Consider the following 18,085-nt stretch of genomic DNA (forward strand, 5'->3'; position numbering starts at 1 on the left):
ATCTTTTTTAATGCTTTATGAAAGCCTGATGTGAAAATCAGGTGATTGAAAACAAGCAAATTTTATTTGCTGTTTTGCTGCTCAAATTTAGCCAGCTGTTCCGGGGTTGCCGCTTGCTGATGTTTTTCTTTCCACTCGCTGTAAGGCATTCCGTACACCCGTTCGCGCGCCTGGTCGTAGTCAACTTCAACATTTTCCTGCTCAGCTGCTGCTTTGTACCACTTCGCTAAACAATTACGGCAGAAGCCAGCCAGATTCATCAGGTCGATATTTTGTGCATCTTTGCGCTCGTCCAGATGTTGCAGTAAACGGCGAAACGTAGCGGCTTCGATGGCTTGTTGCTGTTCAGGTGTGAGGTTCTCAATGCTCATTGCAGTTTCCAGTATCGTTGTAACTGCTGCCACTATATAAAAAACGACTGCACAGGTCAGTCATAATGCGTAAAGACGGCGAAAACCTGTGATGTATCAGTATTCCGCTGTGATTCGTATGTACGAAAAAAAGCGCCCGCACTGAACTCAGTGGGGCGCAAAGGAAGGAATATGAAATAGCAGACTGAATTACTTAATTACATCCAGGTCATACCAAGGTGTTGGGTTAATCGGGCAGCGGTAGCGTACGCCTTCTTTACCGATGGTAACGCGGGAAATACGCTTCTCACCTGGTTCCAGCGGGAACATATCCAGGTTGCTCTTGGTCTCAAGATCCTGAATCTGGAAACCAACCAGCTTGTCCGACTTGTTAGTGATGACGAATTCGTACTCACCGGCTTTTAAGCCTGCAACGGTTTCATGGGCGGCGAAGTAACCATTGTATTCATCCAGATTAATTACAGTCACACCGTCATCGCGGGTGATTGGAGTGCCAGCAATAGCCTGAGTCAGAGTAATGGTGGCTAATACAACAACAGCGAACAGTTGGCGCAGTGTAGTCAGTGGGTTTTTCATGGTTAAGCTCCTGTGCTTAGTAGATAAACAATCTGGTTGTGACCAGCTGATGTACACAATATAGTGGGATATATTTGGATTAATAATGCTCAGGAGTGCGTAAAATATGTCTGATAGTCCAAATGTTTGGTTGGGTGAACCAGATGCACTCAGCGCCTTGCTAATGGGGCTACAGCTTCATGGCGAGGTATACGTCAGTGGACGCTTTTGTGGTGCCTGGGCCGTCGATACATCCGGGGAGCGTCATATTCCTTTTCATCTGATCAGTTCCGGACGTGCCTGGTTACATATTGAGGGCTGTGAACCCCGGGTACTGAATGCTGGCGATATGGTGCTGTTTCCCCGCGATCAGCAGCATATTATTTCTCACAGTGAGCTGCCGCCTAAGTCAGAGTTAGTGAATGCTGGGTTTGATGAGACGCAGGCGGTCACCACCGAAATGATTTGTGGTTACTTCGACTTCAGCAACAAAGCTGCCTGGCCATTGTTAGACAGCCTGGATGATGTGGTGATACTGGATCTGAGTGACCAGAGCCCTCAGCCTATGTTACGGGCATTGATTGAATTTATTGTGGCGGAATTAAAGAAGCGGCCACCGGGTTTTATGGCAGTGGTGAATCAGCTGGCGTATTTACTGTTTGTACAGGTGATTCGCCAACAGATCGACTCGGGCAAATTAAAAGAGGGTTTACTGGCCGCTTTGTTTGATCCGAAGATCAGTAAAGCGTTGGCAGCGATTCACAATCAGCCCCAGCAAAGCTGGACTTTGGTAACGCTTGCCCAGCAGGCTGGGATGGGTCGCTCATCGTTTGCAGCGTATTTTCAGAAAATGGTGGGCATGCCGGCCATGCGCTATCTCAGTCAGTGGCGTATGCGTGAGGCAACAACGCTGTTGAAGCACAGTCAGCGGTCGATGCTGGATATTGCCGAGCAATGTGGTTACGAATCGGAAGCGGCCTTTCGTAAGGCCTATAAACAAGTCACCGGGGAAACCCCCGGTGCTGTCAGAAAAGCGGCTCAGAGCTGAGCCGCTGTATAAAGGCGTTACACAACAAACTGGTTGAGCAGGCGTTCGTGTTCTCGAACCTCGCCAACCTGATGCTCCATTGAGCTGGCGGCGTTAGCGGCACTTTCTTTCACCTGCTGCGACAGGCTGCTGATGTTTGAGGTGTTACGGTTCATTTCTTCGGCAACCAGGCTTTGTTCTTCCGCAGCGCTGGCAATCTGCAGATTCATATCCGTGATCTTACGAATACTCTCACGCACTTCAGCGTTGGTTTGATTGGCCATTTCCACTCGTTCAACGGTGTCGTTGGTGGTGTTTTTGCTTTGATCCATCACACTTACCACTGCGGCAACTCCACCCTGCAGTTTCTCGATTTTGTCGCGAATTTCAGAAGTAGAATCCTGAGTTCGGGCGGCAAGACTACGAACTTCATCGGCTACTACCGCAAAACCCCGACCTGACTCACCCGCACGGGCAGCCTCAATCGCGGCGTTCAAAGCCAGCAGGTTGGTTTGTCCGGCAATTTCATTAATAACACCAAGAATGGATTCGATACTTGCGGTGTCCTGTTCCAGTTCCTGAACCTTATCTACGGCTTGCTCGATTTGTTCCGATAGATTCGCGATGGAGTCTACGGTATGGCTCACGGCTTCAACCCCACGACCAACAGCATCGTCCGCCGTTTGTACCGCTTCTGCAGCACTTTGAGCATTTGAAGCAACTTCTGATGCGGTTGATGCCATTTCGGTCATTGCCGTCGCCAGATGTTCAACCTCTTCGCTTTGTTGGGTCATTGCCGATGCAGAACTGGCTGCACCTGCAGCAACACGGGCGGTGCTGTCGTTAATGTTGTCGCCAATTTCTTTCACCCGCCGGATCATATCCTGCAGTTTTTCGGCGAAGATATTAAAGTTCTTCGCCAGACTGGCAAACTCGACATCAGAGTTGGTTTTCAGGCGACGGGTTAAATCGCCCTCACCAGTCGCTACATCACGCATAGCATCGTTTAATTCACGCAGCGGCTGCATTAATTTATTAATAATGCCTCCGAGAACAACAATAGCGAGAGCGATGGCGATTAACGAATAAATGATTGCGTCGTTACGCAGGCTGTAGATCGATGCGTGAACAATATCGTCATTAAGAGCGACGCCAAGGTGCCAACCCAGACCGTCTAATGAATTGAATTGAACCCAGGTTTTTTTGCCATTCAGTTCAATTGCAACAGGCTCGGAACTGGCTGTATTCAGCTGGCTACCAAATACTTCCGACATAGGTTTGCCATTATATTTGGCCTCAGGGTGAGCAATAAAATCACCATCGGCACTGACAATAAAGGCATAACCGGCACCGAATAAATTGGCGCGGTTACTGATCTCTGCCAGACCTTTAAGGCTAACGTCAGTAAAAATAGCGCCGTAGAAACGTCCGCTTTCGTAAACCGGCATGGCGGTGGATATCAGAATCTCTCCGGTTGCCGCGTCAGCGTAAGGAGCAGTGAATAACAGTTTTCCCTGGCTTTTGGCTTCCTGATACCACATACGTTTACGCGGGTCGTAATTGGATGGGCTCCAGTTCGGATCATTACCAATAAAAGAGCCGTCGGATTCACGTCCTAAGCCTGCTAACAAAAAGTGTTTTTTAATAATCGGCTGGCTGAACACTTCACGAAAATGTTCGTCACTGAAGTTGCTACCCAATTGGGATACAGAATAAGCGGTAAGATCCGCTTTAGTTGCCATAACTTCCTGAATATTCATCGACATCGCAGTAACAATTTCATCCACGCTGTCACTGACTTGCTTGTCAATTTGTTGTTTTACATTAAAATATTGATTTAATGATAAAGTTATTAAAGAAATTGCCAGAATTACACTGGATGTAATGACAATTTTATGGGCAAACTTCATGGCTTCCCCCATCAGGATTTTGGCCGTTAATAGTTCATTGCAGTATAGGTGTAGATTTCACCTTTTCTCGGAAAGACAGTAGTAAATTAGCTTCTAAATGAGCAAAATAGCTTTTTTATAATTTTCGATTATTTCCACTATTTTTATTATATTTTAAAGATTGGCAATGCTAACTAAAGTACCAAAATCATCTCACCCTTCCTCTGAAATAACCTCAGAAAATATAGTGTTAATAAATGGTGGCAATAACACTGACAGCAGCATAATTGTGTACGAACAGGCACGTGATTTTCTTTCTGCTCCGCGCTGTTTTGCTGTAATTGAATTTCAGTTGCAAACTCACGGTGCCATTGAGCTGGATTCAGACAATGAGTACGAACGTATCGAATACGATGAGATGGGACGGATGACTGAGGTGGGTGTGTTCGTAATGAATGATGCCGAAGGGTTTTCAGCAGAAGAAGATGAGTGGCAAGAGGATGTGCAGAGCGAAGGTCAGCATGTGCTGATCAGTCTGGCTAATCAGCGAATCGAGATGCTGGTGGACTCGATTCACATCGCGGGCAGTTATGTTGCCCGCAGTGCCCGCGAAGCGCTGGTCGCGTTTCTGGATAATCAGGACTCTGCTGACCCCTGATTGTCCAGCGTTTGGCTGTTTTCTTCACCTGAGAACTCACCTTCTTCATTAGAGAACTCATCAGCGCCATCATCTGTAATCACCTGACGCTCCAGTTTACTGACGGGCTTAAGAATATGCAGACCAAACTGAGTCCTTGCCGGTTTGGTGTAAGGCGTTCCTCCGTCCCAGGCGCTGAGCGCTTTAACAATGCCGGTCGGCAACGTATCCAGGTTGTGGTAACCAGCAAACCCTTCATTATTAGCAGATGGGCAGGCAGAGTATTCTTTCGCCAGATCGGCAAAGTCAGCACCCAGTTCCAGCTCTTTAACGATATCGTCTGCCAGTAGTGGGCTTTTAAGAAGAATGTGGTGCAGAGCAACAGTGGTGTTGGAAGTCATAAGCTTTTTAAATTGACAGAATTACTAAAAGCTTAGCAGAAGATTGTATTCACGCTTTCTATATGGACTTACTTTTAGCCGCCGCATCAGAGGCACATCCCTGTGCCTTTGATGCTACCGCAACATCCTGTTGCTGCTTTAAAAGTAAATTCATACAGATCGCGCTATTTATCCGTTGAGGACTGATGTGCCAGCAATTGGCCAGATAAGATCGACAATAAACAGAAGGCGCTGAACCAGTAGAAGCCTACCAGCAATTCAGCTTCGAGCTCAGCAGTGGCTTTAGCGGTGAAGAAGGCCACCAGAATCGCCACAACAAACACATCTGCCATCGACCATTTACTGATCGCAGCGACAAAGCGCCAGCGTCCCGGTGATGGTTTTAACCAGGTGAAAATAATCATCAGCGCTTTGCCGACCGGAATCACCACACTGAAGGTGACGATCGCAATTGCAACCGCGGTGTAACCCAGATTGTGCAGAGTTTCGACGGTTTCCCAGATTGAGCGGGTTTCGTGGAACATCTGGGTTTTTAAGCCAAATAAACTAACGGAAGCACTCAGAGTCATGATGGGCTCCATCACTCCCGGGTAAAGCAAACCGTAACTGATGATGGCCAGTAGCAGGCCGAAGCGCTGAACCCAGGATTTCTGGGTCCAGCTGGCAATAAGCGTATTCATGTGAGAATGGAATTCTGAGGTTATTGGTCGTCGGGCAGGGTAACGTTCAGTTCCAGTACCGAAGTCTGGCCTTGTTGTTCCAGTTGAACGTTAACGTCCTGATCATCAATGGCAACATATTTACGAATCACCGCCAGAATTTCCTGCTGTAACTGTGGCAGGTAATCCGGACCGTTATTACGTAAGCGATCGTGGGCTACCAGTACGCGCAAACGTTCTTTAGCGACGCTGGCGGAAGTTTTTTGTTCCTTACGGAACATGTCCATCAAACTCATAGCTGCTCTCCTTAGCCGCCAAAGACACGTTTCAGGAAGCCTTTTTTCTGCTTCTCAAGGAAACGGTGGGGACGATCTTCACCCAGATAGCGGGCAACTGCGTCATCGTAAGCCTGACCAGCATCACTGTCTTCATCATGGGTTACCGGGATGCCCTGGTTCGATGCTTTTAATACGGCTTCTGATTCCGGAATCACACCCAGCAATGGAATTGCCAGAATATCTTCCACATCTTCGACGGATAACATCTCACCACGCTCAACCCGCTCCGGGTTATAACGGGTCAGCAACAGGTGTTCTTTCACCGTTTTGCCTTGCTCCGCCATGCGCGACTTGCTTTGCAGGATGCCGATAATACGGTCGGAGTCACGTACTGAAGAGACTTCCGGGTTGGTAACAATGATGGCTTCCTGAGCGAAGTAGAGTGCCATTTGTGCACCGTGTTCGATACCCGCCGGAGAATCACAGATGATGTAATCGAAGTCTTCAGCCAGGTCAGCCAGGACTTTTTCCACGCCTTCGATGGTCAGAGCATCTTTGTCACGGGTTTGTGAGGCAGGCAGAACAAACAGATTTTCCAGACGTTTGTCTTTAATCAGTGCTTGTTTCAGGCTGGCTTCGCCCTGTACCACGTTAACGAAGTCATAGACCACGCGACGCTCGCAACCCATCACCAGATCCAGGTTACGTAAACCCACATCGAAATCGATCACGACGGTTTTGTTTCCCTTCATCGCCAATGCGGCTGAGATGGCTGCACTGGAGGTGGTTTTTCCCACTCCGCCTTTACCGGAGGTAACAACGATGATTTTAGCCAAGGCGTGAACTTCCTTTATTAATGTCGTGGATCGCGGTGCGATTCACTGAATTCAAAAACTGCCAGCAGTATTTATGAAACACCCATGATGTTCAAGTTAGCGCTGTCGTCGACGGCACTCTGATTGAGTTGGATCACCACGGCTTGTTTGTGTTGTTCGTGCTGGTCTTCAAACAGCTTGTATTGTCCGGCAACGGCCACCAGTTCGGCTTCGAACTGCTGAGCACTGATGACAGCGGCTTCGTCACCCTTGGCACCGGCTAAGGCGCGGCCACGCAGGGCGCCGTAGATATGAATATCACCGGTGGCAATCACTTCAGCGCCGGCACTGACCATGCCCAGAATAAACAGGTCACCATCAAAATAGAGCTGTTGCCCGGAGCGCACATTAGCGCTGTGTACCTTAACGGCACGTTGCGGCTTTTCTTCAGTAACTGTTTGATTTTTTACAGTATTTTGCGTGGTAGCGGGGGCTTGTTTGGTTTGTCCGCGGCCCAGATCAGCCAGCTGCAGAGTGCTGAGCTGAGGCAGCAAGGCCTCAGGACAGTTTTTAACGGCGACCGCTAATAAACCGGAATTCCGACAAATATCTTTCAGCGCGGCAAGATCAACCGCTTCCAGACCACTGAGGTCGAGTACACAAGGCAGGTTGTTAAACAGGGCGGGTGCTTCCGCCTTTTTTCTCGCCAGCTGCTTTTGTACCTGATCCAGGTCGGCACCACTGAAGGTTAAGGTCGTCAGTGGTACCAGTCCGGCTTTAAGCTTCACATCCGTGCTGTTGCTCATGATGTCAGGCTTTCTGAGTCAGAGGGAAGCTATCGAAGCTGATATCGGCCAGGCCTTCTTTTAACAAGCGACGCAGGTTGTGGTGGTTATCCGCATCCGGCGTGGCAACCACGTCACGGTAGTGCTCACCAAAACAACGCAGTGCCTGCTCCTGAGTCAGTTCCAGCAATTCAGCCAGTGCGAAAACCTTACAGCTGCCCTGATTCTGATCAACCGCGTTTGCTACAGAACCGTTCTGGAACGCAGAAGGGGTGAAATCGAACCAGGTCTCAATAAATTCCAGCGTGGTGGCGAATACATGTTCGTTGCTGTTCAGCTGTTGCAGGAAGGTCTCTTTAGCTTGTTGGAAATCACTCATGGATAATGCTCAATAGGTCAGATAACAACGATTAATCGTCGGATAAAAACGGTAGCCAAGGCTACCATTGCTGACCTGAGTTGTCAGTTCCGGCTGGCTAATAATTCACGCAGAGGGCGCGGCAAAAACCGCTGAGCCCGGGTTGTGATATCGCGTTCATGTTTCTGCCAAAGCACACCAAGATAAATAATGCCCAGGCCAATAGCAGTGAGTGAAATCGGAAATAACCAGCTGTCGCGGAATATCGTTGATGCCAGGTGACCGAGATAGATGCAGCTGCCGATGGCTCCAAACACCACAAGCACACGACGAACAATTAATACACCGGTGAAAATCATCAGCAGGTTGATGCAGAAATACAGAAACTTCGATAGCTCGCTGTCTGAATGTTGCAGCGACAAACCACCCCAGAAGGCCATCACACCGAAGATATAAACCCAGAAGGCATAGTCAGCGCTGTGGCGTGAACGGATATCAACCCAGAAGGCTAAACCAATCATCAGCAGGCCGCTGTACATAGATACCAGTTTACGCAGCTCCCAGTCATAGTCGCCGCCGGTCAACATCGCAGCGATATCCATACTCATATACCAGAGGGTGACGGCTATCGGCATCATCAAAAACGGGTATTTATATTTCCAGGCGATGGCGCAACCAACCGCTAAGGTACCCAGCTCCATATACAGCCAGTGCCACTGAATGTATCTGTGATAGTCGCGATACACACTGTCATCCGGCCAGACACCCAGCCATTGCTGTAAGCCGTATATCGCCAGTGGTGTGAGACTGACAACAAAGGTGGCGCAAATACCGGCTGGGATAATCAGGTTTTTGGCAGCAAACCTGTGGCTGAATAACAATCCCACCGCAGCGTAAAACAGTGAGATAAACACGATGCCTGCACCACCAAAGGTCTCCCACCCCAGGTTCATAAATAAGGTCATGGCACCAATGGCAACTAAGCCACCCAGGTAATACAACACATGGGTAAAGCTGAAACGGGCACTGTGCTGATCCTGAGTTTGCAGAAACTGATAAAGATCGTCTGCTTGTTGCGCCGAAATAATATTGGCGCTGGCGGCATTCGTTAACTGTTGACGGGTAACCTTCATAACAGCCTCGTTGCTGATTAGCTCATGATGCCGCGGAAAGCGCGCAGGCGGCGTAAACAATATAAACCTGCCAATAACCCTACCGCCAGCTGGCTGCCACTGGCGATTGCAATGGCCAGTGACCCCAGGCCTAAACTGTAACGACGAATGCGATTAACCAGGGTGTATCGTTGTTGTGTTTTCATGCTGCTTGATCCCATGTGAATTAACTCCTGCTCTGATGTTCAAATTGCTGATGTTCAGAGTACAAAACAACTCAATCTGGAATGGATTATAAACACTGTTCAAAATAAAGCTAGAATTTTAAACGGTGTTCATTATACTGATTGGCATCAAATAAACGGCTTCTTGTAAACCGAACGATATGGCACGCAGAAAAGACCACACCCACGAGCAGATTCAGACACTGGCGATTGAATCACTGCAGCAGCACTTAGCGGAGCAACCGCTGGGCAATATGAGCCTGCGTAAGCTGGCACAACGCATTGGTTATTCACCGGGCACTCTGATTAATGTGTTTGGCAGTTATGATCAGCTGCTGCTCAGTGTGAATGCGGCAACGCTGGACAGTTTATCTGCGCAGCTGACGCTTCAGCCGGCTGCTGAGCAGCAGGAAAATAAGCAACAGCCGTTACAGCGGTTATTGGCCTATGGCCAGAGTTACTTGCAGTTTGCTGAGCAGAATCGTTATTTATGGCAATTGTTATTCGAGCACAGACTACCTGAAGGTGAAGAAGTGCCGGACTGGCAGCAGCAACGCATTGATGGCCTGTTCCACACGGTTGAGCAGGCACTAACTCAGGTTGCGCCACAGGCCAATGCCGCCACAGTGCAGCAAGCGGCACGTACTATCTGGGCATCGGTACATGGTGTATGCAGTTTGTCGCTGGACGATAAATTATTCGCTGATAGCCTGACCGATGCTGGCGCTATGATTGAGTCATTAATCCGCAACTACGTTATGGCCTGGTCGAACCAGGCAGATGTTTAACAAGGACACAGTAAAAGGAATCACCCATGAGTGAACACAGTCAGTTTACCCTGTTATCAAAACGTCGTTTTTTACCCTATTTTCTAACCCAGGCGTTAGGGGCGTTTAACGATAACCTGTACAAAAATGCACTGTTGCTGATGATTGCCTTTGGTGGCATTGCCAGTAACGACGACAGTGCGCTGCTGACCAATCTGGCAGCCGGTATTTTTATACTGCCGTTTTTTCTGTTTTCTCCGGTGGCCGGACAAATTGCCGACAAGATGGAAAAGTCCCAGCTGATTCGCTGGACCAAGGCCTTAGAGGTGGTGATTATGTCGCTGGCTGCGGTGTCGATTCTCGCCGGAAACGTCTGGGGATTAATGGCGCTGCTGTTCTTAATGGGTCTGCAATCGGCAATTTTTGGCCCGGTAAAATTTGCGTTATTGCCGCAGCACCTGAAACAGGAAGAATTGGTGGGTGGTAACGCGCTGGTGGAAATGGGCACCTTTATTGCCATTCTCGCCGGTACCATTTGTGCGGGTTTATTATTTGATTTCGAGAACAGTGCTCAGTGGATTGCTGCTGGTATTGTTGGCTTCGCCATTCTCGGATTAATCACCAGTCGCTTTATTCCAACCGCAGCAGCGAATGATCCGGAATTAAATATTAACTGGAATCCGTTTACCGAGCTGGTGAATACCATTCGCCAGGCACGTGAAAATCGTGCCGTGTATTTGTCGATTGTTGCCATCAGCTGGTTCTGGTTTATCGGTGCCAGCTACTTAACTCAGTTCCCGAATTTCTCCAAAGAATATCTCGGCGGCTCTACCCAACTGGTAACTGTATTACTGACGCTGTTTTCTCTCGGGGTGGCCGCGGGTTCACTGTTATGTGAAAAGCTTTCGGGCCATAAAGTTGAGCTGGGTATTGTGCCGATTGGTTCGATTGGTATGAGCGTATTTGGCATTGATTTGTGGTTTGCCATTGATCAGATTCAGGTAGTTGACGGTATGACGGCGATGGCCTTTATCGAAAACTCTGCAAACTGGCGCCTGATGATCGACATCGCTCTGGTCAGCGCTTTTGGTGGCCTGTTTGTGGTTCCGTTGCAGGCACTGATTCAGCAGCGTAGTGATGATAAAAATCGTGCTCAGATTATTGCCGCCAATAACGTATTAAATGCATTGTTTATGGTGGTGAGTGCCGGCGTTGGTATTTTGCTGCTGGCGGTACTGGAAATGTCGATTGGTGACTATTTCCTGGTGTTGGCCATTATGAATCTGGTGGTGGCCACTTATGTGTACGCCCAGGTACCTGAATTTGTTTTACGCTTTTGCATCTGGATTCTCAGCCACACTATGTATCGTGTAAACCACAAAGGCCTGGAACATATTCCTGAAGAAGGCCCGGCGGTGCTGGTGTGTAACCACGTCAGTTATGTCGATGCCTTGTTAATTGCCGGTACGTATCAGCGTCCGATCCGGTTTGTGATGGATAAAAATATCTCTCAAATGAAAGGTTTAACAACCTTCTTTAAGCTGGCGAAGGCGATTCCGATTTGTTCTCCCAAAGCCGATGCGGAAATGTATGAAACCGCATTTAAACGCATTAAAGAAGAACTGGATAACGGCGAGTTAGTATGTATCTTCCCGGAAGGAAAACTTACTAAAGACGGCGAAGTGGATGAGTTTAAAAAAGGGATTGAACGTATTATTGAAGAAACGCCGGTACCTGTGATTCCAATGGCACTGGACGGTTTATGGGGCAGCTTCTTTTCCCATAAAGATGGTCATGCGTTAACCACTAAACCAAAACGTTTCTGGTCAAAGGTGTCGTTAACTGCGACGGCGGCGGTTGAACCGGAAAACGTCAAAGCAGACGATTTACGCGAACGTGTACTTGAGCTGTTGAATGAAACCGATGCGCCGGTGCCTGGAGCTGCGAAAACCTGAATCGTGTTAACAGGCCGTATCAGTTTTATTCAATACAGCCAATCGTTATAACGACACACTGCCTGTTGTTACTGGTTAATTACAGGTATCAGGCAGTATGTCGTTTTCTCTTATCTTCTCTATGTCAGCCTTTGCGCTGGCAGCTTCTGTTTCTCCCGGGCCGGTGAACCTGGTTGGTTTGAGCAGTGGTGGTCGTTATCCACTGCGGTTTGGACTGATCTTTGTTTCCGGCGCGACGGTTGGTTTTCTGTTGTTGTTTATTCTGGTCGGACTGGGGCTGAGTAATCTGTTTGAAAAACTGCCGGTGTTTTATCAGTGGCTGCGCTGGGCCGGTGTGGCATTTTTGCTGTCTCTCAGCTGGATGTTGTTTCGCAGTGGTGATGTTGTGCATACGGAGGATGCGGCGATTCCCGGTTTCTGGACCGGATTTCTGATGCAATGGTTGAATCCAAAGGCCTGGTTGGCCTCTGCGGCAGGCATCAGTGCGTATGCACAAACCAGTCAGGATTTCTGGTTGTTCACTCTGCTTTACGGCCCAATTTGTTGGTTGTCTTTATCTTGCTGGGTATTAGCCGGTGCGTATTTTCGCCGTTGGCTACAACAGCCCGGGCGAATTAAACGCTTTAACCGTGTTTTATCGCTTTTGCTGTTTATCAGCGCAGTAGCGTCGCTAGGGCCTGTTAACACTATTTAGACCTTTGCTGCTGGCAGTCAGTTTTTTCATGAGCAAGGCATGAGGAACGTCGTTTAACGGGTTAAATAAGTAACGAATAACACAGCTCAAGGAAAAACTGCCTCCAGCCCTTCGGGTAATGCCTGAAAATCTTTCACTCTGTGTTGCTTATCGTTCATTTAACCCGTTAAACATCACTCTTCGCGCCTTGATTGAAAGATTTTCAGTCATAACAGCGTGATCGAAATAGTGTTAACAGGCCCTGGTTTAAAAAGGCTGGTTTAACAAAGTTGGTTCAAAAAAACTGGTTCAAAAAATAGGTTAACCGTTTTTAAGATATTGCCCGGGTGTGGTGGCGGTTAATCGTTTAAAGGTGCGCTGGAAATGTGCCTGGTCTGAAAAGGCCAGCTGCTGGGCAACGTCGACAATATCCATTCCCTGTTTTAACAGCTGCTGACTGTATTGAATGCGGCGGTTAATTAAATAAGCGTGGGGTGTCAGACCAAAATATTGTTTAAAACTGCGAATCAAATGACCTTCACTGCAGTCTGCCAGAGCCGTTAATTGCGATAATTGAGGTGTCTCGCTCAGATTTTGCTCCAGTAATGCTGCGACCTGACGTAACGCTTGTGGCGGCAGAGGCTCTGGCTTCTGTAATTGGGGCTGCTGTGAGTCTGCCACAGAAACAGACACATCCCGCAGCCAGCTCATCAGTGACAATAAAAAATCGATCAGCAGGGATTGTTTCTCCAGCAAATCACTGTTGTCATCAATAAAGGCTTCAGCAACACGACAATAATCCTGGTACCAGAGATGGCTGTGATCCTGTGGCCGGATCATTGCCCGGGAAATGGGTTGCCAATGTGGTTGTTGCAGCAAACCGGCCTCGAAACTTAATTGCGTCAGCCAGTCGGTATCAACGTACATCATCCAATAAGCCCAGGGCTGGTTATCCACCGGATTGCAGCTATGGACCCACTCAGGATTCATCATCACCAGATCCTGCTCGGCAATGGCATAGCTATCCTGACGGTACTGATAACGGGCGACACCATGCGTGATCGCACCAATCGACCATTGCTGATGGCTGTGCGGGGCATAATTGACTTTACGACCGTCTTCTACCCGACGCAGTTCAATCTGTGGGATATCCGGGTTACGCCAGAACAGCGACTTACTCATAGCAGCTGGGCTTTGTTAGTGGCGGGCGGATGCTTCAGTCGTCATCCTGCATCGGGATGTCGTATTTGCCAGAATCCAGACCCGCCAGGCGTTCTTCAATTTTGGCTTTTTCACTGTCGGATAAAACAATGGCATCGTTATCAAGACAAAAATTGTGCTTATCCTCGGCACCGTTAAACTTAATTTTTCCGAGGATTTTCCCCTCATCATTAATACAATCAAGTTCTTGTTGGTTTGGGAAAAACAGCATCTGAAACCTCAGTCATATCGGATTTGGACGCAAGTATAATCGCATACGAGGGGGGATGCACTGCTCACAACAGTTCAGAAATACGCCGTGCGAGTTCCGTGTCTTTTGCGGTAATACCGCCAGCATCGTGAGTCACCAGATGAACATTTACTGTGTTGTAAACATTAAGCCATTCCGGGTGATGATTCATTTTTTCAGCAATGATGGCGACCTGGCTCATAAAACCAAAAGCATGAATAAAATCTTTAAATTTGAGCTGGCAGCACAGCTTGCCATCAGCCAGTTGCCAGTTTGCTGTCGCCAACTGATTGAGATCAGCAATTGCGTTATTTATTTCTTCAGAACTGAGAATCTGGCTCATGGTTTTGTCTCTCTGTTATTTCAGAAGCAGTCATTTCAGAAACAGTTATTTCAACAGCTGTTATGTCAGCCAATCGGTTTAACGATGACCAGATGGTCACGGCGAATATATCACTGATGAGTATCAGAATTTAAATACGTCGCGGCAGCCATCATAATTACGCAGGCTTTCGTCCAGGGCTAACACATCCGGCAGGCGGCGCCAGCGGTTGTGGAAAAACACCATGGGGCAGATACGACCGTCCGGCAGTTTATCCACCAGGGTTTGCCATTCTTCTACCGAATCATAATCCGGGTAATTGTCGCCGCTGCGGGTTCCGTAGGTGGGTCCTTTCAGGCGGATTAACTCCAGTTCAAAAAAGCGCTCCGGGTTGGTCCATTGTCCGGTTTCAGCATGCCATACCTGAGGTTTACCGGATTGATGACGCAGCTCGCCGTTGTGATGGGTATTGCTGCCGGAGCTGGTGTGATCATCCGCCAGTGCTAATGATGGCAGAGCCAGGCTGAGGGATATCAGCAGTGGACGCAGAATTCTGAATGATGTCATTGGAGTCTCCCGTAATGGCCTCTGACGCTGAGTTAAACCGTCAGACTCTGTTTGAGTGTGGCATACTCAAAGCCGTTTTCAATTGCGGGATTAGAGTAGCTATAGGCTAACGGGTTCCCGAAATATCGTTACTTTTTAAACCCGCTTGCCTAACGGCCAGCTGTGGTTGTGTTTATTGTGGAGAGACAGGCCTGTGTCTGATATTGAGTTTTCTAAAGACGAAAAAGAAATTCTGGGAAAGAAACTGCAAATGTACTTCAGTGAGGAGCTTGATCAGGAACTGGGGCAGTTTCAGGCGCAGTTTCTGCTCGACTTTATCAGTGAAGAGTTGGGTGCATACTTTTACAACCGCGGCCTGGCCGATGCTCAGGCCGCCATGCAGGAACGTATGGAGGCCATTACTGAGGTGATTTATGAACTGGAAAAGCCTACTGAGTTTGTGCGTTAACCACTGACTCGTTGGTGTGCCAGTATTTGTCGGGAATATTCTCGGATGCCTGTGGGAAGAACGGATTGTTGATGCTTAACACGGTGCGCTGCCGCCGGTCGGCTTTGGCAAACGAGGCCTTGATATGAGGGTGGTTGTAGAAAAACTCGAGATAGCTGTCGTCTTCATAAGATTTGCGAAAGCCCTCAGCAATTGCTGTTTGCAGTGCTTTGTTATTCGGATGCACAAAGAAAAAAACCGCAGATTTATATTTCAGCATCAGGTGATTTTCGACACTGAGGTTTTTCAGCCATTTTCGTTTACCCATTAATTCCGGATAAATTTCCAGTAAACCACGGGAAAAATAATAACGGCTGCCTTCATTCAGGGTGACAAAAATCTCATCGTAAATCCGTTCGTTCAGGTTTAATCCAGCGGCGCGAAAAATCTCCACCTCTGGCCAGCCAAAGCCAAGCGCGGCCGTGTGTTGCTTGAGCTGGTTTAGCGTTGTGACCTGGTCATAATCAGGCTGGAACTGTTTATTGATCAGTAATAAGCGGTTGCCGATGTATCCCCGAGTCACCGGAACCCGAACGGGCAACAGGCGGCTCTCGAGGTCGTTGGTGGTACCGGCGTAGATCACGTCAATTTCGTTATTCAGCAACAGGTTCACTTTGCGGCGCTGGGTCGAAACCGGGTGGTCGGTATGAATCAGCTGGTAATCGATACCGGATTTATCCAGTACCCAGACCAGTGCGTCCATATAGAAATTATGTTCGCGCGAGTCGCTGACCCGAACATCCAATGCCAGACTGGGGAGGGAGAGAAACATCAGCAGCAATCCTGAAGACCATAGCGCGCGAATTGGGTTATGTCGTTCAGGCATAGCGAAACCTCACTGCTAAAAACAGTTACCAGTTTAGAACAGTAAAATTGTCAGGACTGACGTGGTTACACCAAACTACCTGTCGTGCATGTCGGAACCGTTAGCTATTTGTTTCTGAGAGCCGGAAACCTTCTGTAACGCTTAGTGCTGCTGTTCGCGGTAACTGCCGGGAGAAACTCCTTTCCAGCCGGTAAACGCACGTATAAAAGAATTGGCTTCCTGAAAACCCAATAAGAATGAGATCTCGGCCAGTGGGATATTGGATTTCTGCAGATAATGGTCGGCCAGCTCGGCGCGTACGGCTTGCAATACTGACTGAAAGGTTTCGGCTTCGCTGGTGAGCTTACGCTGCAAGGTACGTTTGCTCATTGCCAGTCGTTCAGCAACGTATTCGGCTGAGCTTTGGCCAGCGGGCAGGGCTTCCATTAATACCGCTTTCACCCGCTCCGTGGTGTTGGCGTTGTGGTTGAGGTCCGCCAGTTTCTGGTTCAGTCCGGCTTCAAAGAAATCCCACATGGCGGCGTTAGACGTCATAAATGGACGACTGGCATCACTGGCGGCAAAAAATACCGCTACTTCATCGCCCTGGCTCAGTGGGCAGCCAAAATATTGCTGATAGATTTCGATGTCGGCCGGTAATTCAGGCAGGATCACTTTTTCAGGAATAATCTGCTGACGTGTCGCCAGTCGCCCGAGCTGGGTAAAAAACACCAGTTCGGTTAATGCCAACGCTTCTGGCAAGTTGCCCTGATAGCCGTAACAGCGAATGCGCAATTCCGTGCGCTGAATGTCCTGACGGATGTCCATAATCATAGGACCAATTAACGGCTTATATTGACTGATGCGGGTTAACGCTGTGTTTAAATCCGGGCTGCAAATGGCGGCAAATATAGGCGCGTCAAACGATTCCACCGACATGTTTTCCGCCAGCAACATGGCCAGTGGTCGGTCACCGGCGGCGTATTCGATGCCTTGCCACAAGCTGAAATATTCCACCGGGGTCAGGAATGACTGCTCACGATGAAACAGATCGGCGGGAAGCCTGGCGTGTGCCAGCGCTTCCTGCAGATCAATCTGCATATCGTTTAACAGCACTTTCCAGCCGGGAGAAACAACAAACTTGCTTGCGCGTTTCATGCAGTTTTATCCATTAATTTATACGACATCTTCAATAAGGTTTTACGCGGTAACAGTGGCGTAATCCAGGTCAGCATAATTTTCAGCCCGGTTTCATTAAAGGCAACCAGCTCGCTTTTTTCCATCGCTTTGTAACCACATTCAGCCACTGAGCGTGGTGATTTGGCATTATCAAAAACATCCAGACCATGAAGGTCGCCGGCTTCAACAAAACCGGTTGCTACGGCACCCGGACATAAAGCGGTGACGCTGACCTCAGTATCGCGTAATTCTTCAGCGATGGCCTGACTGAAAGAGGTAACGAACGATTTGGTGGCGTAATACACCGCCTGCAACGGCCCCGGCATAAAAGAAGCGGTGGAGGAGATGTTGAGAATCTGGCCGCGATTACGTTGCACCATACCTTGCAGATAAAGATGAGTGAGGTTTGCCAGGGTAACCATATTCACCTGCATCATCGCCTGATCGGCGGCCAGTTTACGCTGGTGAAATTTACCGTGACCACCAAAACCTGCATTGTTTATCAGAGTGTCGATCTGCAGGTTTAGTCGTTCGGTCTGGGCGAAGATACGTTCTGCGGAATCCGGTTGTGATAAGTCCTCCGCCATCACGGTGACATTCACTTTATGCTTGCGGCGCAGTTCAGTCGCCAGGGCTTCAAGCTTATCCTGCGAGCGGGCCACTAATACCAGGTCGCCGCCTTTTTCTGCGTGAATACGCGCCAGTTCCAGGCCAATGCCGTTGGATGCGCCAGTAACTAATGCTGTGTTTGTCATATCAGACTCCGAAT

General features: G+C 48.6%; 24 protein-coding genes. 6 read left to right on the forward strand and 18 right to left on the reverse strand.

What is annotated here, in order from left to right; all coding sequences use genetic code 11:
- Positions 1–62: 62 nt before the first annotated feature.
- Both ACOQOZ_RS17635 and ACOQOZ_RS17640 read right to left on the reverse strand, forming a co-directional pair.
- Complete coding sequence (locus ACOQOZ_RS17635; protein WP_420589465.1) at positions 63–371, reverse strand: DUF1244 domain-containing protein; 309 nt, start codon at positions 369–371, stop codon at positions 63–65.
- A gap of 189 nt (positions 372–560) precedes the next feature.
- On the reverse strand, positions 561–947 hold the full coding sequence (locus ACOQOZ_RS17640; RefSeq protein ID WP_420589466.1) for a hypothetical protein: 387 nt from the start codon (positions 945–947) through the stop codon (positions 561–563).
- A gap of 106 nt (positions 948–1,053) precedes the next feature.
- Between ACOQOZ_RS17640 and ACOQOZ_RS17645 the strand changes: the two genes are divergently transcribed.
- Positions 1,054–1,974 carry an AraC family transcriptional regulator gene (locus ACOQOZ_RS17645; protein WP_420589467.1) on the forward strand — a complete coding sequence of 307 codons (921 nt, stop codon included), beginning with the start codon at positions 1,054–1,056 and terminating at the stop codon, positions 1,972–1,974.
- 17 nt (positions 1,975–1,991) lie between these two features.
- Here the strand turns inward: ACOQOZ_RS17645 and ACOQOZ_RS17650 are convergent, their stop codons facing one another.
- Entirely contained in the window at positions 1,992–3,863 is a 1,872-nt protein-coding gene (locus tag ACOQOZ_RS17650) for a methyl-accepting chemotaxis protein (RefSeq protein WP_420589468.1), read from the reverse strand.
- Between the two features lie 268 nt (positions 3,864–4,131).
- On the opposite strand from ACOQOZ_RS17650, the gene ACOQOZ_RS17655 reads away from it, so the two are divergent.
- Entirely contained in the window at positions 4,132–4,500 is a 369-nt protein-coding gene (locus ACOQOZ_RS17655; RefSeq protein WP_420589469.1) for a hypothetical protein, read from the forward strand.
- On the opposite strand, the gene ACOQOZ_RS17660 is transcribed toward ACOQOZ_RS17655, so the two are convergent.
- The 8 genes from ACOQOZ_RS17660 to ACOQOZ_RS17695 all read right to left on the reverse strand — a co-directional run bounded on the left by ACOQOZ_RS17660 (position 4,479) and on the right by ACOQOZ_RS17695 (position 9,108).
- A complete protein-coding gene (locus ACOQOZ_RS17660) occupies positions 4,479–4,880 on the reverse strand; it encodes a peptidylprolyl isomerase (protein WP_420589470.1) in 402 nt (133 codons plus the stop codon). The genes ACOQOZ_RS17655 and ACOQOZ_RS17660 overlap by 22 nt on opposite strands.
- 164 nt (positions 4,881–5,044) lie before the next feature.
- A complete protein-coding gene (locus ACOQOZ_RS17665) occupies positions 5,045–5,560 on the reverse strand; it encodes a paraquat-inducible protein A (RefSeq protein WP_420589471.1) in 516 nt (171 codons plus the stop codon).
- A 20-nt stretch (positions 5,561–5,580) separates the two neighbouring features.
- Positions 5,581–5,835: a cell division topological specificity factor MinE gene (gene minE / locus ACOQOZ_RS17670; RefSeq protein WP_420589472.1), complete on the reverse strand. Its 255-nt coding sequence runs from the start codon at positions 5,833–5,835 to the stop codon at positions 5,581–5,583.
- A gap of 11 nt (positions 5,836–5,846) precedes the next feature.
- A complete protein-coding gene (minD, locus tag ACOQOZ_RS17675) occupies positions 5,847–6,653 on the reverse strand; it encodes a septum site-determining protein MinD (protein WP_420589473.1) in 807 nt (268 codons plus the stop codon).
- A 71-nt stretch (positions 6,654–6,724) separates the two neighbouring features.
- On the reverse strand, positions 6,725–7,438 hold the full coding sequence (gene minC, locus ACOQOZ_RS17680) for a septum site-determining protein MinC (protein ID WP_420589474.1): 714 nt from the start codon (positions 7,436–7,438) through the stop codon (positions 6,725–6,727).
- 4 nt (positions 7,439–7,442) lie between these two features.
- Positions 7,443–7,796, reverse strand: coding sequence for a HopJ type III effector protein (locus ACOQOZ_RS17685; RefSeq protein WP_420589475.1), 354 nt, complete (start codon positions 7,794–7,796; stop codon positions 7,443–7,445).
- A gap of 83 nt (positions 7,797–7,879) precedes the next feature.
- Positions 7,880–8,908 (reverse strand): DUF2157 domain-containing protein, encoded by a 1,029-nt coding sequence (locus ACOQOZ_RS17690; RefSeq protein ID WP_420589476.1) that lies wholly within the window; start codon positions 8,906–8,908, stop codon positions 7,880–7,882.
- A 17-nt stretch (positions 8,909–8,925) separates the two neighbouring features.
- Positions 8,926–9,108 carry a hypothetical protein gene (locus tag ACOQOZ_RS17695; RefSeq protein ID WP_420589477.1) on the reverse strand — a complete coding sequence of 61 codons (183 nt, stop codon included), beginning with the start codon at positions 9,106–9,108 and terminating at the stop codon, positions 8,926–8,928.
- A 164-nt stretch (positions 9,109–9,272) separates the two neighbouring features.
- On the opposite strand from ACOQOZ_RS17695, the gene ACOQOZ_RS17700 reads away from it, so the two are divergent.
- The 3 genes from ACOQOZ_RS17700 (at position 9,273) to ACOQOZ_RS17710 (ending at position 12,527) form a co-directional block, all read left to right on the forward strand.
- Positions 9,273–9,899, forward strand: coding sequence for a TetR/AcrR family transcriptional regulator (locus ACOQOZ_RS17700; RefSeq protein ID WP_420589478.1), 627 nt, complete (start codon positions 9,273–9,275; stop codon positions 9,897–9,899).
- A 26-nt stretch (positions 9,900–9,925) separates the two neighbouring features.
- On the forward strand, positions 9,926–11,833 hold the full coding sequence (locus tag ACOQOZ_RS17705; RefSeq protein ID WP_420589479.1) for an MFS transporter: 1,908 nt from the start codon (positions 9,926–9,928) through the stop codon (positions 11,831–11,833).
- Positions 11,834–11,930: 97 nt separating this feature from the next.
- Positions 11,931–12,527, forward strand: a complete 597-nt coding sequence (locus tag ACOQOZ_RS17710) for a LysE family translocator (protein WP_420589480.1) — start codon at positions 11,931–11,933, stop codon at positions 12,525–12,527.
- Between the two features lie 300 nt (positions 12,528–12,827).
- Here ACOQOZ_RS17710 and ACOQOZ_RS17715 read toward each other — a convergent pair whose 3' ends face one another.
- The 4 genes from ACOQOZ_RS17715 to ACOQOZ_RS17730 form a co-directional block, all read right to left on the reverse strand.
- The gene (locus ACOQOZ_RS17715; RefSeq protein WP_420589481.1) at positions 12,828–13,688 is read right to left on the reverse strand and encodes a helix-turn-helix domain-containing protein; all 861 of its coding nucleotides are present in this window, start codon (positions 13,686–13,688) and stop codon (positions 12,828–12,830) included.
- A 34-nt stretch (positions 13,689–13,722) separates the two neighbouring features.
- Complete coding sequence (locus ACOQOZ_RS17720) at positions 13,723–13,938, reverse strand: hypothetical protein (protein WP_420589482.1); 216 nt, start codon at positions 13,936–13,938, stop codon at positions 13,723–13,725.
- A gap of 64 nt (positions 13,939–14,002) precedes the next feature.
- On the reverse strand, positions 14,003–14,299 hold the full coding sequence (locus tag ACOQOZ_RS17725; protein WP_420589483.1) for a 4a-hydroxytetrahydrobiopterin dehydratase: 297 nt from the start codon (positions 14,297–14,299) through the stop codon (positions 14,003–14,005).
- A gap of 123 nt (positions 14,300–14,422) precedes the next feature.
- Entirely contained in the window at positions 14,423–14,845 is a 423-nt protein-coding gene (locus ACOQOZ_RS17730) for a hypothetical protein (protein ID WP_420589484.1), read from the reverse strand.
- Between the two features lie 193 nt (positions 14,846–15,038).
- Between ACOQOZ_RS17730 and ACOQOZ_RS17735 the strand changes: the two genes are divergently transcribed.
- The gene (locus ACOQOZ_RS17735; RefSeq protein WP_420589485.1) at positions 15,039–15,293 is read left to right on the forward strand and encodes a DUF2164 domain-containing protein; all 255 of its coding nucleotides are present in this window, start codon (positions 15,039–15,041) and stop codon (positions 15,291–15,293) included.
- Here ACOQOZ_RS17735 and ACOQOZ_RS17740 read toward each other — a convergent pair.
- The 3 genes from ACOQOZ_RS17740 to ACOQOZ_RS17750 form a co-directional block, all read right to left on the reverse strand.
- The gene (locus tag ACOQOZ_RS17740; protein ID WP_420589486.1) at positions 15,274–16,158 is read right to left on the reverse strand and encodes a hypothetical protein; all 885 of its coding nucleotides are present in this window, start codon (positions 16,156–16,158) and stop codon (positions 15,274–15,276) included. The two genes, ACOQOZ_RS17735 and ACOQOZ_RS17740, sit on opposite strands and share 20 nt — an antisense overlap.
- A gap of 141 nt (positions 16,159–16,299) precedes the next feature.
- Positions 16,300–17,295, reverse strand: coding sequence for an AraC family transcriptional regulator ligand-binding domain-containing protein (locus tag ACOQOZ_RS17745; RefSeq protein ID WP_420589487.1), 996 nt, complete (start codon positions 17,293–17,295; stop codon positions 16,300–16,302).
- Entirely contained in the window at positions 17,292–18,071 is a 780-nt protein-coding gene (locus ACOQOZ_RS17750) for an SDR family NAD(P)-dependent oxidoreductase (protein WP_420589488.1), read from the reverse strand. The genes ACOQOZ_RS17745 and ACOQOZ_RS17750 overlap by 4 nt, the downstream gene beginning before the upstream one ends.
- Positions 18,072–18,085 lie beyond the last annotated feature (14 nt).

This window comes from Bacterioplanoides sp. (assembly GCF_965219715.1).
In the GTDB taxonomy this organism is placed as follows: domain Bacteria; phylum Pseudomonadota; class Gammaproteobacteria; order Pseudomonadales; family Oceanobacteraceae; genus Bacterioplanoides.

Coding starts and splice junctions, on each gene's coding strand:
- ACOQOZ_RS17635 (WP_420589465.1), bottom strand. CDS start 371: ATGAGCATTGAGAACCTCACACCTGAACAGCAACAAGCCATCGAAGCC.
- ACOQOZ_RS17640 (WP_420589466.1), bottom strand. CDS start 947: ATGAAAAACCCACTGACTACACTGCGCCAACTGTTCGCTGTTGTTGTA.
- ACOQOZ_RS17645 (WP_420589467.1), top strand. CDS start 1,054: ATGTCTGATAGTCCAAATGTTTGGTTGGGTGAACCAGATGCACTCAGC.
- ACOQOZ_RS17650 (WP_420589468.1), bottom strand. CDS start 3,863: ATGAAGTTTGCCCATAAAATTGTCATTACATCCAGTGTAATTCTGGCA.
- ACOQOZ_RS17660 (WP_420589470.1), bottom strand. CDS start 4,880: ATGACTTCCAACACCACTGTTGCTCTGCACCACATTCTTCTTAAAAGC.
- ACOQOZ_RS17665 (WP_420589471.1), bottom strand. CDS start 5,560: ATGAATACGCTTATTGCCAGCTGGACCCAGAAATCCTGGGTTCAGCGC.
- minE (WP_420589472.1), bottom strand. CDS start 5,835: ATGAGTTTGATGGACATGTTCCGTAAGGAACAAAAAACTTCCGCCAGC.
- minC (WP_420589474.1), bottom strand. CDS start 7,438: ATGAGCAACAGCACGGATGTGAAGCTTAAAGCCGGACTGGTACCACTG.
- ACOQOZ_RS17685 (WP_420589475.1), bottom strand. CDS start 7,796: ATGAGTGATTTCCAACAAGCTAAAGAGACCTTCCTGCAACAGCTGAAC.
- ACOQOZ_RS17690 (WP_420589476.1), bottom strand. CDS start 8,908: ATGAAGGTTACCCGTCAACAGTTAACGAATGCCGCCAGCGCCAATATT.
- ACOQOZ_RS17695 (WP_420589477.1), bottom strand. CDS start 9,108: ATGGGATCAAGCAGCATGAAAACACAACAACGATACACCCTGGTTAAT.
- ACOQOZ_RS17700 (WP_420589478.1), top strand. CDS start 9,273: ATGGCACGCAGAAAAGACCACACCCACGAGCAGATTCAGACACTGGCG.
- ACOQOZ_RS17705 (WP_420589479.1), top strand. CDS start 9,926: ATGAGTGAACACAGTCAGTTTACCCTGTTATCAAAACGTCGTTTTTTA.
- ACOQOZ_RS17710 (WP_420589480.1), top strand. CDS start 11,931: ATGTCGTTTTCTCTTATCTTCTCTATGTCAGCCTTTGCGCTGGCAGCT.
- ACOQOZ_RS17715 (WP_420589481.1), bottom strand. CDS start 13,688: ATGAGTAAGTCGCTGTTCTGGCGTAACCCGGATATCCCACAGATTGAA.
- ACOQOZ_RS17720 (WP_420589482.1), bottom strand. CDS start 13,938: ATGCTGTTTTTCCCAAACCAACAAGAACTTGATTGTATTAATGATGAG.
- ACOQOZ_RS17725 (WP_420589483.1), bottom strand. CDS start 14,299: ATGAGCCAGATTCTCAGTTCTGAAGAAATAAATAACGCAATTGCTGAT.
- ACOQOZ_RS17730 (WP_420589484.1), bottom strand. CDS start 14,845: ATGACATCATTCAGAATTCTGCGTCCACTGCTGATATCCCTCAGCCTG.
- ACOQOZ_RS17740 (WP_420589486.1), bottom strand. CDS start 16,158: ATGCCTGAACGACATAACCCAATTCGCGCGCTATGGTCTTCAGGATTG.
- ACOQOZ_RS17745 (WP_420589487.1), bottom strand. CDS start 17,295: ATGAAACGCGCAAGCAAGTTTGTTGTTTCTCCCGGCTGGAAAGTGCTG.
- ACOQOZ_RS17750 (WP_420589488.1), bottom strand. CDS start 18,071: ATGACAAACACAGCATTAGTTACTGGCGCATCCAACGGCATTGGCCTG.